Source organism: Burkholderia sp. PAMC 28687, assembly GCF_001577465.1.
Lineage (GTDB): Bacteria > Pseudomonadota > Gammaproteobacteria > Burkholderiales > Burkholderiaceae > Caballeronia.
In genome coordinates, this window is record NZ_CP014505.1 from 240015 (window position 1) to 255116 (window position 15102).

15 protein-coding genes are annotated in these 15102 nt (G+C 61.0%); 5 read left to right on the forward strand and 10 right to left on the reverse strand.

Annotated elements, in window-relative coordinates; all coding sequences use genetic code 11:
* The first annotated feature begins 10 nt into the window (after positions 1–10).
* Together rpsI and erpA are read left to right on the forward strand one after the other, a co-directional pair.
* Positions 11–403 carry a 30S ribosomal protein S9 gene (rpsI, locus tag AX768_RS01150; protein ID WP_031357524.1) on the forward strand — a complete coding sequence of 131 codons (393 nt, stop codon included), beginning with the start codon at positions 11–13 and terminating at the stop codon, positions 401–403.
* Positions 404–642: 239 nt separating this feature from the next.
* Positions 643–1008, forward strand: coding sequence for an iron-sulfur cluster insertion protein ErpA (gene erpA, locus AX768_RS01155; RefSeq protein ID WP_031357523.1), 366 nt, complete (start codon positions 643–645; stop codon positions 1006–1008).
* A gap of 108 nt (positions 1009–1116) precedes the next feature.
* On the opposite strand, the gene AX768_RS01160 is transcribed toward erpA, so the two are convergent.
* Positions 1117–2208: an anhydro-N-acetylmuramic acid kinase gene (locus AX768_RS01160; protein ID WP_062000678.1), complete on the reverse strand. Its 1092-nt coding sequence runs from the start codon at positions 2206–2208 to the stop codon at positions 1117–1119.
* Between the two features lie 408 nt (positions 2209–2616).
* On the opposite strand from AX768_RS01160, the gene tyrS reads away from it, so the two are divergent.
* Genes tyrS through AX768_RS01175 form a run of 3 tightly spaced genes read left to right on the forward strand, consistent with a single transcriptional unit; the run spans position 2617 to position 5048 of the window.
* On the forward strand, positions 2617–3873 hold the full coding sequence (gene tyrS, locus AX768_RS01165; RefSeq protein WP_061998425.1) for a tyrosine--tRNA ligase: 1257 nt from the start codon (positions 2617–2619) through the stop codon (positions 3871–3873).
* A 4-nt stretch (positions 3874–3877) separates the two neighbouring features.
* The gene (gene dtd, locus AX768_RS01170; protein WP_061998426.1) at positions 3878–4336 is read left to right on the forward strand and encodes a D-aminoacyl-tRNA deacylase; all 459 of its coding nucleotides are present in this window, start codon (positions 3878–3880) and stop codon (positions 4334–4336) included.
* Positions 4337–4385: 49 nt separating this feature from the next.
* On the forward strand, positions 4386–5048 hold the full coding sequence (locus AX768_RS01175) for a histidine phosphatase family protein (protein WP_061998427.1): 663 nt from the start codon (positions 4386–4388) through the stop codon (positions 5046–5048).
* A 4-nt stretch (positions 5049–5052) separates the two neighbouring features.
* Here the strand turns inward: AX768_RS01175 and ruvB are convergent, their stop codons facing one another.
* The 9 genes from ruvB to AX768_RS01220 form a co-directional block, all read right to left on the reverse strand.
* Positions 5053–6117: a Holliday junction branch migration DNA helicase RuvB gene (ruvB, locus tag AX768_RS01180; protein ID WP_061998428.1), complete on the reverse strand. Its 1065-nt coding sequence runs from the start codon at positions 6115–6117 to the stop codon at positions 5053–5055.
* A 123-nt stretch (positions 6118–6240) separates the two neighbouring features.
* Positions 6241–6831: a Holliday junction branch migration protein RuvA gene (gene ruvA, locus AX768_RS01185; protein ID WP_061998429.1), complete on the reverse strand. Its 591-nt coding sequence runs from the start codon at positions 6829–6831 to the stop codon at positions 6241–6243.
* Between the two features lie 21 nt (positions 6832–6852).
* Positions 6853–7395: a crossover junction endodeoxyribonuclease RuvC gene (gene ruvC, locus AX768_RS01190; RefSeq protein ID WP_061998430.1), complete on the reverse strand. Its 543-nt coding sequence runs from the start codon at positions 7393–7395 to the stop codon at positions 6853–6855.
* A 117-nt stretch (positions 7396–7512) separates the two neighbouring features.
* Positions 7513–9078 (reverse strand): bifunctional phosphoribosylaminoimidazolecarboxamide formyltransferase/IMP cyclohydrolase, encoded by a 1566-nt coding sequence (purH, locus tag AX768_RS01195; RefSeq protein WP_061998431.1) that lies wholly within the window; start codon positions 9076–9078, stop codon positions 7513–7515.
* A 106-nt stretch (positions 9079–9184) separates the two neighbouring features.
* Positions 9185–9418, reverse strand: a complete 234-nt coding sequence (locus AX768_RS01200) for a Fis family transcriptional regulator (protein ID WP_056355686.1) — start codon at positions 9416–9418, stop codon at positions 9185–9187.
* Positions 9415–10524: a tRNA dihydrouridine synthase DusB gene (gene dusB, locus AX768_RS01205; RefSeq protein WP_061998432.1), complete on the reverse strand. Its 1110-nt coding sequence runs from the start codon at positions 10522–10524 to the stop codon at positions 9415–9417. The genes AX768_RS01200 and dusB overlap by 4 nt, the downstream gene beginning before the upstream one ends.
* 237 nt (positions 10525–10761) lie before the next feature.
* A complete protein-coding gene (locus AX768_RS01210; RefSeq protein WP_061998433.1) occupies positions 10762–11979 on the reverse strand; it encodes a UbiH/UbiF/VisC/COQ6 family ubiquinone biosynthesis hydroxylase in 1218 nt (405 codons plus the stop codon).
* Positions 11969–13372: an aminopeptidase P N-terminal domain-containing protein gene (locus AX768_RS01215; protein WP_061998434.1), complete on the reverse strand. Its 1404-nt coding sequence runs from the start codon at positions 13370–13372 to the stop codon at positions 11969–11971. Before AX768_RS01215 ends, AX768_RS01210 begins: the two co-directional genes overlap by 11 nt.
* Before the next feature lie 30 nt (positions 13373–13402).
* Positions 13403–14740 carry a THUMP domain-containing class I SAM-dependent RNA methyltransferase gene (locus AX768_RS01220; protein ID WP_061998435.1) on the reverse strand — a complete coding sequence of 446 codons (1338 nt, stop codon included), beginning with the start codon at positions 14738–14740 and terminating at the stop codon, positions 13403–13405.
* Between the last annotated feature and the right edge of the window lie 362 nt (positions 14741–15102).

The following is a 15102-nucleotide window of genomic DNA, read 5'->3' on the forward strand; positions in this document are numbered from 1 at the left end:
GGGAGCCCATATGATCGGTAATTGGAATTACGGTACGGGCCGCCGCAAGAGCGCCACTGCCCGCGTGTTCATCAAGTCCGGTACGGGCGTGATTATCGTCAATGGCAAGCCCATTGCTGATTATTTCTCGCGCGAAACGTCGCTGATGATCGTGCGTCAGCCGCTCGAACTGACGAGCCACGCCACCACGTTCGACATCAAGGTCAACGTGAACGGCGGCGGTGAAACGGGTCAGGCCGGTGCAGTTCGCCACGGCATCACGCGCGCGCTGATGGACTACGACGCAACGCTGAAGCCCACGCTGTCGCAAGCCGGCTTCGTTACCCGCGATGCTCGTGAAGTCGAACGTAAGAAGGTTGGTTTCCACAAGGCACGTCGCCGGAAACAATTCTCGAAGCGTTAAGCTGTCTGGCGTTTCGTCGCTGTTGTTGCTTTGGTGGCGAAATTGCTTGGAAAGCCGTCTGCGTGCATGCGCTGGCGGCTTTTTTCGTTACGGCAGCCGCTGACCGATGAAGATCGAATCAAGCAGCTGCGGCAAATTCGGAATAGTGTGGCGCGATAGCCTATTGATTACATGGGCTTCCAGCACGATATTGAGATCAGCCCTACAATAGTCCCTAGAAGCTTTTTTGGAGAGTTCGAATGAACGCTGTCACCGATACCCCCACGACCGAAATGCCCCTGCCGTTCGTTTTCACGGACGCAGCCGCTGACAAGGTCAAGCAACTGATCGACGAAGAAGGCAATCCGGAGCTGAAGCTGCGCGTGTTCGTACAAGGCGGCGGCTGTTCGGGCTTCCAGTATGGCTTCACGTTCGACGAAGCCATCAACGAAGACGACACCGTAATGGATAAAGCAGGTGTTCAGTTGCTGATCGATTCGATGAGCTATCAGTACCTGGTTGGCGCCGAGATCGACTATAAAGACGACCTGAACGGCGCCCAGTTCGTGATCAAGAATCCGAATGCGACCAGCACGTGCGGTTGCGGATCGTCGTTCTCGGCCTGATTCCGGATGGAGTTCACGGTTGGATGTTTTGATGAACGGAGCCTTCGGGCTCCGTTTTTATTTCCACCGGGCGGATCATTAGCGCAGCTCGGCGTGGCCTAGCGCAGCTCAGCGCGGATAGATGGCACCGAGAACCCGTTCACCTGCGGCACCGGTTACGGCCGCCACGTTCCCCGCTTCGCGTGCCACGCAGCGCATTGCCAGCCATGCGAACGCCAACGCTTCCACCTGCTGGGGCGGCACACCGAGCGCGTCGGTCGTCATGACGGGCGCGCCGGACACGCCAGTCTCGGCGAGCGCCTGCTGGATTGCGTTCATGAGTATCGGATTGCGTGCGCCACCACCGCACACATAGACCGCACGACAATCGGATGCATGCCGTTCAATCTCGCGCGCGATTGTGATCGCCGTGAGAGCGACGAGCGTCGCTTGTACGTCTGCAGGTGAAACCGTGTCGAATCCCGCGAGCTTGGCATCGAGCCATGCGGGGTTGAACAAATCACGCCCCGTGCTTTTGGGCGGCCGCTGTGCGAAGAATGGTTCATCGAGAAGATTGTTCAGCAACGAACGGTTCACTTGTCCTTGCGATGCGAAATGGCCCCCTTCGTCAAATGGACGATTCAGATGGCGATGCGCCCATTCGTCGAGCAACGCATTGGCCGGACCGCAATCGAACCCGTGCACTCCGCCACCCGCCGATAAAACCGTGATATTGCTGATGCCTCCCAGATTGCAGACCACGCGGGTTTCGTTCTTCGAACCGAATACCGTCGCGTGAAAGGCCGGGACAAGCGGTGCGCCCTGGCCGCCGGCAGCGACGTCGCGGCTGCGAAAGTCCGCAACGATATCGATGTTTGTCATCTCCGCCAACAACGCGGGATTGTTGATTTGCCGGGTATAACCCTTCTCCGGCCGATGCCGCACCGTTTGCCCGTGGACCCCAATGGCGCGAACCTTTGCCGCCGAGTAGCCGCTCATGCTCGCCAGTTCATGGCAGCACACCGCGTAGCGTGTAGCCAGCGCGTTTGCCGCCAGCGCCTCGCGTTCCAGTTCGTTGTCCCCGGGCGCCTGGAGAGCGAAAAGCGCTTCACGCAGGCCTTCCGAGAACCCCACATGCGCCTCGCCGAGCACAATGGGTGGCTGACCCGCGGTGAATTGCACGGCAACGCCGTCCACGCCATCCATGCTCGTGCCGGACATGAGCCCGAAATAGACACCATCCGCTGCGCTGCCTGCTTCTACCGCCTCACTACGTCGCGCCACGTTGTCTCTCCTTTTCGATGCATTCATGCGGTCAAAACGGCCGCCACGGTTAGATTATCCACGCAACGAAGCGCGTCGTTAAGCCGTCGGCCTCGACGTTAGCCATTCGGCCATGTTTACGCTCAAGATCCGCGCTCGTTGCCGCCGAAACCTGGCCGAATGGCTAACGCGCGGGGAAAACGGGGCGAACGCGCACGACATCACGTAAAATCCGATCCCTGAACCAAGCGAAAGCCGCGCTGATTTCGCGCTTGCCAGTCAGCGCAGCAGTGCCGCAGCGCCGCGACCATTACCCGACGCGCGCCTTGTCCGCGTCCCGAACAAATCATCCGAGAAGTTGCAAGCATGACCACAGAACCGAACGACTCTCCGGCTTCGGCTGCGAAAACCTTGCCCCTGACCGACGAAGTGCAGGCTGCGCTTGCCATCGCGAAACGGGGTTGTGATGAACTGCTCATTGAAACCGAATTCGCGCAAAAGCTCGCGCGCAGCGCGCTGAGCGGCAAGCCGCTGCGTATCAAGCTAGGCCTCGATCCGACCGCGCCTGACATTCACATCGGCCATACGGTTGTGCTGAACAAGATGCGTCAGCTCCAGGACCTCGGCCATACGGTCATCTTCTTGATCGGCGATTTCACATCGTTGATTGGCGATCCGTCGGGGCGTAACGCCACGCGCCCGCCACTCACGCGTGAACAGATCGAGTCCAATGCAAAGACGTATTTCGAACAGGCTGCGCTGGTGCTGGATCGCGAAAAGACCGAGATGCGCTACAACAGCGAATGGTCGATGCCGCTCGGCGCCGACGGCATGATCAAGCTCGCCTCGCGCTACACGGTTGCGCGCATTCTCGAGCGTGAGGATTTCACCAAACGGTATCAGGGTGGCATGCCCATTTCCATTCACGAGTTGCTGTATCCGCTCATGCAGGGGTACGACTCGGTGGCGCTGAACGCGGACCTGGAACTCGGCGGCACGGACCAGAAATTCAACCTGCTGGTTGGACGCGAGCTGCAGAAGCAGTACGGCCAGGAGCAGCAGTGCATCTTGACCATGCCGCTGCTGGAAGGGCTGGACGGCGTCGAGAAGATGTCGAAGTCGAAGCACAACTACATCGGCATCAGCGAGAAGCCAACGGACATGTTCGGCAAGCTGATGAGCATCTCCGATACGCTCATGTGGCGCTACTTCGAACTGCTGTCATTCAGAAGCATGGAAGAGATCGCGCGATTCAAGAGCGAAGCCGAAGGCGGACGTAATCCGCGCGATTTCAAGGTGCTGCTCGGGCAGGAAATCGTCGCGCGCTTCCACTCATCGGCGGATGCAGAGCGGGCGCTTGAAGATTTCAATCATCGTGCGAAGGGCGGTGTGCCGGACGAGATTGCATCGGTGACGTTGAGCGGTGCGCCGCTTGCCATTGGGCAATTGCTGAAACAGGCGGGGCTGGTTCCATCTACTAGCGAAGCGTTGCGAAACATTGAACAGGGCGGCGTGAAGATCGACGGCGCAACGGTGTCGGACAAGGCGTTGAAGATCGAAGCCGGCGAGTTTGTCGTGCAGGTCGGCAAGCGCCGCTTCGCACGCGTCACGCTGACCGCCTGAATCCATGATCGCGCTCATTCAGCGCGTCCTGCGCGCCGATGTTCGTGTTGAAGGCCGCGTGACCGGTGCGATCGATGCCGGGCTCCTGGCGCTTGTGTGCGCCGAACGCGGCGATACGCCGGCAACGGCGGACAAGCTGCTCGCGAAGATGCTGGCGTACCGGGTTTTCAGCGACGCCGCGGGCAAGATGAATCTCCCGGTCCGGGATATCGACGGCAGCGGCCGCCCGGGCGGCGTGCTGCTGGTATCGCAGTTCACCCTCGCCGCCGATACATCCAGCGGCTTGCGGCCGAGCTTCACGCCCGCAGCGCCTCCCGACGAAGGCCGCAGGCTCTTCGACCACTTTGTGGCACAGGCGCGCGCCGCGCATCCGGTTGTCGAAACGGGCGAGTTCGGCGCGGACATGCAGGTGTCGCTGGTCAATGACGGACCGGTAACGTTTTGGCTGCAAGTGCGTCCGTGATGCATTCTTTCAGCGCTGATCGAACCCAGGCGCATCTTCTGGAATCCCCATGATTACGCAAGTCCTTTTCATCAGGCACGGCGAGACCGACTGGAATCGCATCAAACGGATTCAGGGGCATATTGATATTCCACTGGGCGCGAGTGGACTTGTGCAAGCTGAACAGCTCGCCCAGCGCCTGGTGCGCGAGTCCCAATCCGGCGCGCGCCTTGACGCGGTCTATTCCAGCGACCTGGAGCGCGCACAGCAAACGGCCAGGCCATTTGCGGAAGCGCTCGGGTTATCGCTGAATTTGAGCCAGGGCTTGCGCGAGCGTTTGTATGGCGACTTCCAAGGTCACGACAGCGCCGAGATTCGTGCCAAATTCCCTGCTGAACATGCGGTCTGGCAGAGCCACGATCCCGATTTCGCGCCGCCAGGCGGCGAGTCTCAACGAGAGTTTTCGAAGCGGGTGTTGAAATCCGTTGCGCCGATCATCGCCGCGCATCCGGGTGGACGGATTGCGTGTGTCGCGCATGGCGGCGTGCTGGATTGTATTTATCGTTTTGCGCGTGGCATTCTACTTGAAGTGCCGCGCGACTGGCTCTTGCTGAACACGAGCATCAACACAGTAGACTTCGAGGACGGCCATGCGAAAGTCGTGTCGTGGGGGGATGTCGCGCATCTGGCCGCCCCGAGCAGCGACGACGACCTGAAGGAAGTGCCGCGCTGATCCATTAACCGGGCTGGTTGGCGTCCCAAAGATCGCGAACCGGGCCCGCGTCCGGCGCTGCGAGTCCGAAATGACGATACGTCAGCAGCGTGGCAACACGGCCGCGCGGCGTTCGCTGCAGATAGCCTTGCTGGATCAAATAAGGTTCCAGCACGTCTTCAATGGTGTCGCGCTCTTCGCCAATTGCCGCAGCCAGGTTGTCGACGCCGACCGGGCCTCCATCGAACTTGTGCAGGATGGCTTCCAGTAGCTTCCGGTCCATCAGGTCGAAGCCGACGGGATCGACATCGAGCATCTTCAGGGCGGCATCGGCGACATCTGCCGTGATATTGCCGTTTGCCCGCACCTCGGCGTAATCGCGCACACGCCTGAGCAAACGGTTCGCAATACGCGGCGTTCCACGCGCACGCTTTGCAATCTCGAACGCCCCTTCCGGGACGATGTTCGCCTTCAACAGCGATGCCGACCGCGTGACGATGCGCGCCAGTTCGCTCGCCGTATAAAACTCGAGCCGCGACACGATCCCGAAGCGATCCCGCAGCGGATTCGTCAGCATGCCGGCGCGCGTGGTGGCGCCAACCAGCGTGAACGGCTGCAAGTCCAGCTTTACGCTGCGCGCCGCAGGTCCTTCGCCGATCATGATGTCGATCTGATAATCCTCGAGCGCCGGGTACAAGATCTCCTCGACGACCGGCGAGAGCCTATGGATTTCATCGATAAAAAGGACGTCGTTCTTTTCTAGATTGGTCAGCAGGGCTGCAAGATCGCCGGCGCGTTCCAGCACCGGCCCCGACGTTTGCCGCAGATTCACGCCCATTTCCCGCGCGATGATGTGCGCGAGCGTGGTCTTGCCAAGGCCCGGCGGCCCGAACAGCAGGACGTGATCGAGGGCCTCGGAGCGCCTGCGCGCGGCCTCGATGAAGATCTGCAACTGATCCCGGATCTTCTCCTGCCCGACGTATTCCTCGAGCTGGCGCGGCCGCAGCGCCCGCTCGAACACTTCCTCGTTCGGCGAGACGGGAGTAGCCGAAATGATGCGTTCGGCAGCGAGTTTGTCGGTTTCTATCATGCGTCGATTGTACCGCGTGACTAAAGCACCGAAAGCTGGCCAATCGGCCGACTGTTGGCCGGATCAACAGCGTGGGAGACTAAAACCGTTCCCGCTTAAGCAAGTTCGAGTCGCGCTTGCGCATCAGCGTGTGGGTTGAAACGACAACGCCTTCAAGGCCAGCTTGATGCCTTCTGAAACGCCTGTCCCGGCGGGGACATTCTTTACCGCCATGAGCGCTTCCTTTTCGGAGTAACCCAATGCCAGCAAAGCGTTCAGAATATCGCTCGCGTGATCCGGGCCCGCCACCGCGCCTGCTGCCGTGCCCAGATCTGCGCCGAGCTTGCCTTTCAGTTCCAGCAACAGCCGCTCCGCCGTCTTTTTACCGATGCCGGGGGTTCGCGTAAGGCGTGCGGCGTCCTGCATGGTCACCGCTTGCGCGAGTTCCTGGACGCTCATGCCTGACAGCACCGCGAGGGCCATCCGCGCACCGATTCCGCTGATCTTGAGCAATTCGCGAAAAGTCGTGCGCTCCGGCTGGGTGCCGAAGCCGTACAGCAGATGCGCGTCTTCCCGCACGATCAACTGGGTCAGGAGCACGATCTTTTCGCCGCTGTTCGGCAGGTTGTAGAAGGTGCTCATCGGCACGGCGATTTCGTAGCCTACGCCACCGCAATCGACGAGCAGATACGGCGGGTTTTTTTCAAGCAAGACGCCTGCAATGCGACCAATCATGTTGAGGAACTTGTAATGGAGTTAGCCGACAAGGCGGCCGCGCCGTACGCGCAGGCCTTTTTTAGCCAGCGATGGCGCAATGCCGCCGAGGATCGCCGTCGCGCCGCCCGCGTGCGCGTGGCAGATGGCCATGCCGAGCGCATCGGCGGCGTCGGTGCCGGGTACGCCCGAAAGCGCGAGCAAGCGCACGACCATCTGCTGCATCTGTTCTTTCGTGGCGCGGCCATAGCCCACCACGGCCTGCTTCAATTGCAGCGCGGTGTATTCGGCGACCGGAACGCCGTTCGCGACCAGTCCGCAAATGGCGGCGCCGCGGGCCTGGCCGAGCAGCAGCGTGGATTGAGGATTGACGTTGACGAACACTTTTTCGATAGCCGACTGATCCGGCGCATGTTGCCGCACGAGCGTCGAAATTCCCTCGAAGATCGTATTCAGACGCGACGGCAAATCGGCGTCCGCGGTCTTGATGACGCCGCTGGTCACGTAGGTCAGCGTGTGGCCGGTTTTATCGATGACGCCGAATCCAGTCACGCGCAGGCCCGGGTCGATGCCGAGAATTCTCATGGAATGCCGTTGGAACGTAGTGCTTGCGATACTAACAGCGCGGCGCAAAAAGTAAAAAGCCCGGTGAACCTGCCGGCCACCGGGCTTTGCGAAGATCGGACGTTCCGGGTGTCGTGCTTAATGACGGAAGTGGCGCGTGCCGGTGAGCACCATCGCGATGTTGTGCTCGTCCGCGGCTGCCACGACTTCGTCGTCGCGCATGGAGCCGCCCGGCTGGATCACGCAGGTCGCGCCCGCGTTCACCACGACGTCGAGGCCATCGCGGAACGGGAAGAACGCGTCCGACGCCACGGCAGATCCCGCCAGCGACAACCCCGCGTTCTGTGCCTTGATGCTCGCGATGCGCGCCGAATCCACGCGGCTCATCTGCCCCGCGCCCACGCCGAGCGTCATGCCGCCGCCGCAAAACACAATGGCGTTCGACTTCACGTACTTCGCCACGCGCCACGCGAACATCAGGTCGTCCATTTCCTTCGGCGTCGGATGACGCTTCGTGACCACGCGCAATTCGTGCGGCTGAACGTTCTTGGAATCCAGAGACTGAACCAGCAAGCCGCCGCCCACGCGCTTCAGGTCGAACGCGTTGTGACCGTCGCCGAGCTCGATTTGCAGCAGACGCACGTTCTGCTTCGCCGCGAAAATCTGCCTGGCGGCGTCGCTGAACGAAGGCGCCATCAGCACTTCCACGAACTGCTTGGCGACCGCCTGGGCCGCAGCTTCATCGACTTCGCGATTGAACGCGATAATGCCGCCGAACGCCGAAGTAGGATCTGTCTGGAACGCCTTCGAATACGCTTCGTGCGCACCCGCGCCGACCGCCACGCCGCACGGATTCGCATGCTTGACGATCACGCAGGCCGGCACGTCGAAGGTCTTCACGCATTCCCATGCAGCATCGGAATCCGCGATGTTGTTGTACGACAGTTCCTTGCCCTGCAACTGTTCGTAGTTCGCGAGTGCGCCCGCGGACGTCGCGATGTCACGATAAAACGCTGCGCTTTGATGCGGGTTTTCGCCGTAACGCAGGTCCTGGACCTTGGTGAATGCAAGATTGAACGTCGACGGAAACGTGTTGCGGCTCTTGTGTTCAAGCGCTTCGGTCAGGCTCGTCAGGTAGTTCGTGATCGCGCCGTCATATTGCGCCGTGTGCGCGAACACTTTGGTGGCGAGTTTGAAGTTCGTCGGATAGCTGACCGTGTTGTTGCCCGAGCGCATTTCCTCGAGAACCGTCGCGTAATCCGAAGGATCGACGATCACGGTCACATCGCGATGATTCTTCGCCGCCGAACGCAACATGGTCGGACCGCCAATATCGATGTTCTCGATCGCGTCTTCCAGCGAGCATTCTTCCTTCGATACCGTCTGCACAAACGGATACAGATTCACCACCAGCAAGTCGATGGTCGGAATATTGTGTTGCTCGAGCGCGGCCATGTGTTCAGGCAAGTCGCGACGCGCCAGAATGCCGCCGTGGACCTTTGGATGCAGCGTTTTCACGCGGCCGTCGAGCATTTCCGGGAAGCCGGTGTAGTCGGCGACTTCGGTGACGGGCAGGCCGGCATCGGCGAGAAGTCTTGCGGTGCCGCCGGTCGAGAGCAGGCTTACGCCCAGCTCGGACAGCGATTTCGCAAATTCAACAATGCCGGACTTGTCTGAAACGGAAAGGAGCGCTTGCTTGATCATGATGGGAACGGCGGGGAGCCGGTAGGGGAGTCGAGGGAATCAGTAAATTCGGATCGACCGCCGTACGCCGCGACGGTCCGGGAGGTACATCAATGAGACAAATGAATTAAATCAGGCCGTGCTGCTGAAGCTTCTTTCTCAACGTATTGCGATTGATGCCGAGATACTCCGCTGCGAGCGACTGGTTGCCATCGGCTTGTTTGAGCACGACTTCGAGCATCGGCTTTTCGACGCACGAAATCACCATTTCGTAGACGTCGTGCGGTTTCGAGCCGTCCAGGTCCTGGAAATAATTGTCCAGGCTCTGGCGGACGCATTGTTCTATGTTGTGTCTGCTCATGCGGCTAATCGGTCTGTTTGGTTCTGCGTGCCGCACGTTTCTTCTTCGTCGTTGCCGCTGCGCTCGGCGTCTGCGCCGGGTTCTTCGACATAGACGAGACGGTCGGACAACGCCTTTTGGGCGTCGAAGAATTCGTTCACGGCGAGCAATTGTTCTCGTGTGGAATCCAGCGTGTTCATCCGATGTCTGAACGTGTTGGCGCCGGAAAGGCCGCGAGTGTACCAGCCGATGTGTTTGCGCGCTGTACGAACGCCCGTGAATTCACCATAGAAATCATAGTGATCTTCAAGATGCTCGTTCATCAATGCCTGGATTTCGTCGATCCGCGGCGCGGGCAAATGTTGGCCCGTCAGGAGGAAATGTTCGATCTCGCGAAAGAGCCACGGACGTCCCTGCGCCGCGCGCCCGATCATGATGGCGTCCGCACCCGTCACGGCAAACACGTGACGTGCCTTTTCCGGCGTGGTGATGTCGCCATTGGCCACGACGGGAATGCGCACGGAGGCTTTGACGGCCGCGATGGTCTCGTATTCGGCGTCGCCTTTATACAGGTCGGCGCGCGTGCGGCCATGCACGGTCAGCATGGAAATGCCGGCGTCCTGTGCAATGCGCGCGATGTTCAGCGCATTCTTGTTTTCGCGATTCCAGCCTGTGCGGATTTTCAGCGTGACTGGCACAGCGTCCGGGCCCACGCCGACTGCGTTCACCACCGCCTGTACGATCTCCGCGACCAGCGCTTCGTTTTGCAGCAACGCGGAACCCGCTGCCACGTTGCAGACCTTCTTGGCTGGGCAGCCCATGTTGATATCGATGATCTGCGCGCCGTTCGCGACGTTGTGACGCGCCGCTTCGGCCAGCATTTTCGGGTCTGCGCCGGCAATCTGGACCGAGATCGGTTCGACTTCGCCAGCGTGATTTGCGCGGCGCATGGTTTTCTCGCTTTTCCACAACTGCGCGTTCGATGTCACCATTTCCGACACGGCGTAGCCTGCGCCCATGCGTTTGCACAACTGCCGGAAAGGGCGGTCTGTCACGCCTGCCATGGGGGCGACGAACAGGTTATTGCGCAAAATATGGGGGCCGATGGCCGGTGTGGAAATAGGCATGAAACTGGCAGCGTCCACGATTCGATGGACGCAAAAGCGTTGGAGGAAAACGCGTATTTTAACGCGAACGCGCAGGGTCAATTAGCTCCAATCGCGCCGCAAGTCGTTAAATCTTCTATGAAAGTTGCGAACGCCATAGAGTGAACGCTCGGTTTTCCAGGCACCGAGCTCAGCAAATTTGGCCGGGCTGGCGCGAAGTGCGGAGCCGGTTTTCCAAAGCAAAGGATCTACAACCGATCAGCGCCGTTGCCCGAACATCATTTGACGCGCCAGCACGGTCTTGACCGGCGGCACGAGTTCCAGCGCGCTCAAAGCGAGGCCGCGCATTGCAGCAAGCGGCGCAAAATCGATGGTGAAAACTCGCGCGAGCGTATCCGTGGCACCAATCGTCATCCGCCGGTCGAGCGCGCGACGTTGCGCAAAAAGGCTGAGCGCGACCGTCGTGGTCCCGTTCGTCGACAATGCATCGCATAGTGCGTGTGCATCGCGCAGGCCGAGATTGAGTCCTTGTCCTGCAACAGGATGCAGCGTCTGCGCCGCGTTCCCGATCGCAACCGTGCGCCGGTCGACGAGCGCATTCAGCGCGTTCAACCCAAGCGGGAACATCGCGCGGCCGGTGATTTTCGTGAAACGGCCCATGCGTTCGCCGAAGGCTGCGCCCAGTTCAGAGAGGAATGCATCGTCGGGAAGTTGCGAGCGGCGGGTGGCCTCTTCGGGCGCGCAACACCAGACCAGCGCGTAATCCGCCTGACGCGCGCCGCCAGACGGCAACAGCGCGATCGGACCTTCGGGCGTGAAGCGTTCCCACGCAACCCCCGGTTGCGGCGCGCTCACGCTGACGGTCCCGACAATCGCCGTCTGACCGTAATCGCGCGTGTTCTTGACAGAAGTCGATGCATCCGTTTCCTTGTACAACCCGCCTTCGGCATTTACCAGGATGCGCGCGCGGATCGTCCGGTCGCCCTCGGCCGCGGAATGGATCGGCAACGTCACGCCATCATGGTCGTGCAGCGGCGTGGACGCAGTCGTTCCCGTGAACCAATGCACGCTGGTGTTGCCCACGGCTTGCGAGAGCGTCGAAACGAGCGAGCCGTAACGCACGACGTAACCGAGCGCGGGCAGACCGTGTTCATCGTGATCGATCAATGTGCGGCCGAACCGGCCGCGCTGCGAGACGTGAATGCGCTTGATCGGCGTGGCATCGGAGGGAAAACCCAGCGACGATTCCAGCATCGCGCGGCTTCCATGCGACACCGCGATCGCGCGGGGATCGTTCGAAGCTGCACCCGGCTCGCGTGCATCGATCAACGCGACCGAGAAACGCGATGTCGCGCTGCGTTTCGCCAGCCATCCTGCGAGCGCGAGGCCAACGGGGCCCGCGCCGACTATGGCGATATCGAAGTGATAATCGGCCGGCAGTTCATGGCCGATGGTTTCCGTGGTTTCAATTTGCATCGGGGGTTTGCGCGTCGCGCATCAAGGCTTCGATTTCGTCGGCATCGACGGGTACTTCCCGCGTTGTCAGCTCGCAGCCGCCGGCGGTCACGATGGCATCGTCTTCAATCCGGATGCCGATGTCCGCGTAGCGTTCCGGCACGTCGGCGGCGGCGCGAATGTACAAACCTGGTTCGATGGTCAGCGTCATGCCTGGTTTCAAGGTGCGCCACGCACGCGTGCCCTGGTCGTCGAGCGGCGCGTTTGCATCGCGATAATCGCCCGCGTCGTGCACATCCATGCCGAGCCAATGGCCCGTGCGGTGCATGTAGAAACGCTGGTAAGCACGCTCGGCGATGACGTCGTCGACCGTTGCAAACTGGTTCCGATCGATGATCCCCGTATCCAGCAATCCCTGCGACAAAACCCGCACTGCCGCTTCGTGCGGCGCGTCGAAGCTCACGCCGGCGCGAGTGGCATCAACTGCGGCGTATTGCGCGGCCAGCACGATGTCGTAGATGTCCCGTTGCGCCGACGTGAACCGCCCGCTCGCCGGAAACGTGCGCGTGATGTCGGACGCGTAGCCGTCGAGTTCGCACGCGGCATCGATGAGAATCAGATCGCCTTCGCGCGCGATCGCGTTGCCGGCCGGGTAGTGCAGCACGCACGCGTTCGCGCCTGCCGCGACGATCGAACCGTATGCCGGGGCTTGCGCGCCGCGTTTGCGGAACGTGTAGAGCAACTCGGCTTCGATCTCGTATTCGTGCATGCCGGGACGGCAGGTTTGCATCGCGCGGCGGTGAGCTTCGGCCGAAATCGTGCCGGCGCGGCGCATGATCGCGAGCTCGTGGTCGTCCTTGATCAGGCGCATTTCGTCGAGCATGGGCAGCAAATCGACCGCTTTCGATGGCGCTTTCACCCCGATCCGGCTTTGCGCTCGTACTGCTGCGAGCCAGCCGCGAACCTGTGTGTCGAGTTCGGCCGAACTGCTGAGCGCGTAGTGCACGGCGGGTTTGTCGGCGAGAAGGCGGGGCATCTCGGCATCGAGCTGATCGATGGGAAATGCCGCGTCCAGTCCCAGCGCGAGGCGCGCGCCTTCAGGGCCGTGCCGAAAGCCTTCCCACGTTTCGCGCTCGATGTTTTTCTCGCGGCAGAAGAGGATGGCCGCGGGTTCGTCGGGATGAACGCTGGCGTCCAGAACGAGCGTGGCTTCGGGTTCCGTGAAGCCCGTCAGGTAATAAAAGTAGCTGTCGTGGCGGAACGGGTAATCGGCGTCGCGGTTGCGCATGACTTCGCGCGCGGTCTGGATGATCGCCACGCCGCCGCCCGATTCGCGCAGCGCCGCGAGAACGCGTTCGCGGCGGCTGCGATAGACATCGAGGCTTGAGGATTGGGCTTCAGTCGATGAGTTCATTCAGCGATTGTAGCGCCGGTTTGCTCGGTCTTATTCCTTCGCCTCGGGCGCCGCGGGTGTTTGGCCGGCCGCGGGTTCTGCCGCTGCCGGCCGGTTGCGCACGCTTCCGGCGATCAGGTCGAAGCGGAACAGGCGGCATTCGAGCGCACCGTTGAAAAGCGGCGTTTTCGTCGATTCACGCAACCGCAGCATGCCAGGCAGTTTTCTGTCCGATGTCAGCACATACGCGCGCCAGCCTGGAAAGCGCTGCTTGAGCGCGTTGCCGAACGAGATGAAAAACTCAAGGTCCGCCGGATCAGGCTGCGCGCGATGAAACGCTTCTTCGTCTTCGTCGTGACCGCGGTTCTTCGGTTCGCGGAGCTCGCCGCGCGGACCACGGCCACGCACTTCGATCCGTTCACCGTACGGCGGATTCGCCACCAGGATGCCGGGCTCGCCCGCTGGCGGTGTCATGTGGCGGGCATCGACCTGTTTCAACGACAGTTCCGGAAGACCCGCGCGTTCGAGGTTCGAGTAGGCCTTGTCGAGCATGTCGCCGGAAATGTCGCTGCCGTAGATCTGCAGGTCCTTGCGTGATGATTGCGCGGCGTGTTTTGCATCGAGCGCCGCGCCTTTCAGCTTTTGCCACGCGTTCACATCGTATTGCTTGAGCTTTTCGAAGCCGAAACGACGTTCGACGCCCGGCGCAATGTTCAGCGCGACTTGCGCGGCTTCGGCGAGGAAGGTGCCGCTGCCGCACATCGGGTCGAATAGCGGCGTGCCCGGCGTCCAGCCGGTGAGGCGCAAGATGCCTGCCGCGAGGTTTTCACGTAGTGGAGCCGCGCCCTTGTCCAGGCGCCAGCCGCGTTTGAAGAGCGGGTCGCCGGAGGTATCGATGTAAAGCGTGCATTCGTTGATGGTGAGGAACGCGAAGACGCGGACGTCGGGTTGGGCGGTATCGACGCTCGGACGATTGCCCGTCAATTCGCGCAGGCGGTCGCAGACGGCGTCTTTCACGCGCAGGGTCGCGAATTCCAGGCTGCGCAGGGGCGATTTGATGGCGGTGATATCGACGCGAATGGTTTCATTCGGCGAGAACCACTTTTCCCATTGTTGCTGGTAAGCGAGCTCGTAGATGTCGTGTTCGCTTTTGTACGGGCCGTGTGCGAGCTTGAGCAACACGCGGCTCGCGATGCGCGAGTGCAGGTTCGCCGCCATGCCGGCCGCCCACGAGCCGCGGAAATGCACGCCGCCCGGGACTTCCTTGCCGGTGCGGAATTGCGAGCCTTCTACATGCTTCGCTCCGATTTCGGCGAGTTCGGCCGCCAGCGGCGCCTCGAGACCGCGCGGGCAAGGGACAAACCAGTCGAAAAGGAAAGTAGTGGCCATGGGGCGGTGCTTTTTAGGGGAATCGAAGGGGGATATTGTACGCGGGGGCGCAACCAAAGCTGATAACTCGGGCGCATTCCCGGCCGTTATGCCTGGCGTCCCTGCAAAACACGGATAGCCTAAAGACCACTTATTTGCCGCAGGGAATAGAAATGTTCCCGCGTCGCTCTTTTGACCCGTCGTGGTGAACGCGTTTGCGCTCGATCAAAGTCAACGCGCGTCCCCGGATCAAATCAACAATTTGTGACAGGGTATTTGCTCGGTCAGTGCAAAACTCGGATTTTTTACCGAGGCGTGACAATAATGACAAGTCCAACAAGATCAACACGGATAATTCTTGCCGCAGATACATCGCGTGTGCG

Coding starts and splice junctions, on each gene's coding strand:
- rpsI (WP_031357524.1), top strand. CDS start 11: ATGATCGGTAATTGGAATTACGGTACGGGCCGCCGCAAGAGCGCCACT.
- erpA (WP_031357523.1), top strand. CDS start 643: ATGAACGCTGTCACCGATACCCCCACGACCGAAATGCCCCTGCCGTTC.
- AX768_RS01160 (WP_062000678.1), bottom strand. CDS start 2,208: ATGTCCGGCACGAGCATGGATGGCGTGGACGGCGTTGCCGTGCAATTC.
- tyrS (WP_061998425.1), top strand. CDS start 2,617: ATGACCACAGAACCGAACGACTCTCCGGCTTCGGCTGCGAAAACCTTG.
- dtd (WP_061998426.1), top strand. CDS start 3,878: ATGATCGCGCTCATTCAGCGCGTCCTGCGCGCCGATGTTCGTGTTGAA.
- AX768_RS01175 (WP_061998427.1), top strand. CDS start 4,386: ATGATTACGCAAGTCCTTTTCATCAGGCACGGCGAGACCGACTGGAAT.
- ruvB (WP_061998428.1), bottom strand. CDS start 6,117: ATGATAGAAACCGACAAACTCGCTGCCGAACGCATCATTTCGGCTACT.
- ruvA (WP_061998429.1), bottom strand. CDS start 6,831: ATGATTGGTCGCATTGCAGGCGTCTTGCTTGAAAAAAACCCGCCGTAT.
- ruvC (WP_061998430.1), bottom strand. CDS start 7,395: ATGAGAATTCTCGGCATCGACCCGGGCCTGCGCGTGACTGGATTCGGC.
- purH (WP_061998431.1), bottom strand. CDS start 9,078: ATGATCAAGCAAGCGCTCCTTTCCGTTTCAGACAAGTCCGGCATTGTT.
- AX768_RS01200 (WP_056355686.1), bottom strand. CDS start 9,418: ATGAGCAGACACAACATAGAACAATGCGTCCGCCAGAGCCTGGACAAT.
- dusB (WP_061998432.1), bottom strand. CDS start 10,524: ATGCCTATTTCCACACCGGCCATCGGCCCCCATATTTTGCGCAATAAC.
- AX768_RS01210 (WP_061998433.1), bottom strand. CDS start 11,979: ATGCAAATTGAAACCACGGAAACCATCGGCCATGAACTGCCGGCCGAT.
- AX768_RS01215 (WP_061998434.1), bottom strand. CDS start 13,372: ATGAACTCATCGACTGAAGCCCAATCCTCAAGCCTCGATGTCTATCGC.
- AX768_RS01220 (WP_061998435.1), bottom strand. CDS start 14,740: ATGGCCACTACTTTCCTTTTCGACTGGTTTGTCCCTTGCCCGCGCGGT.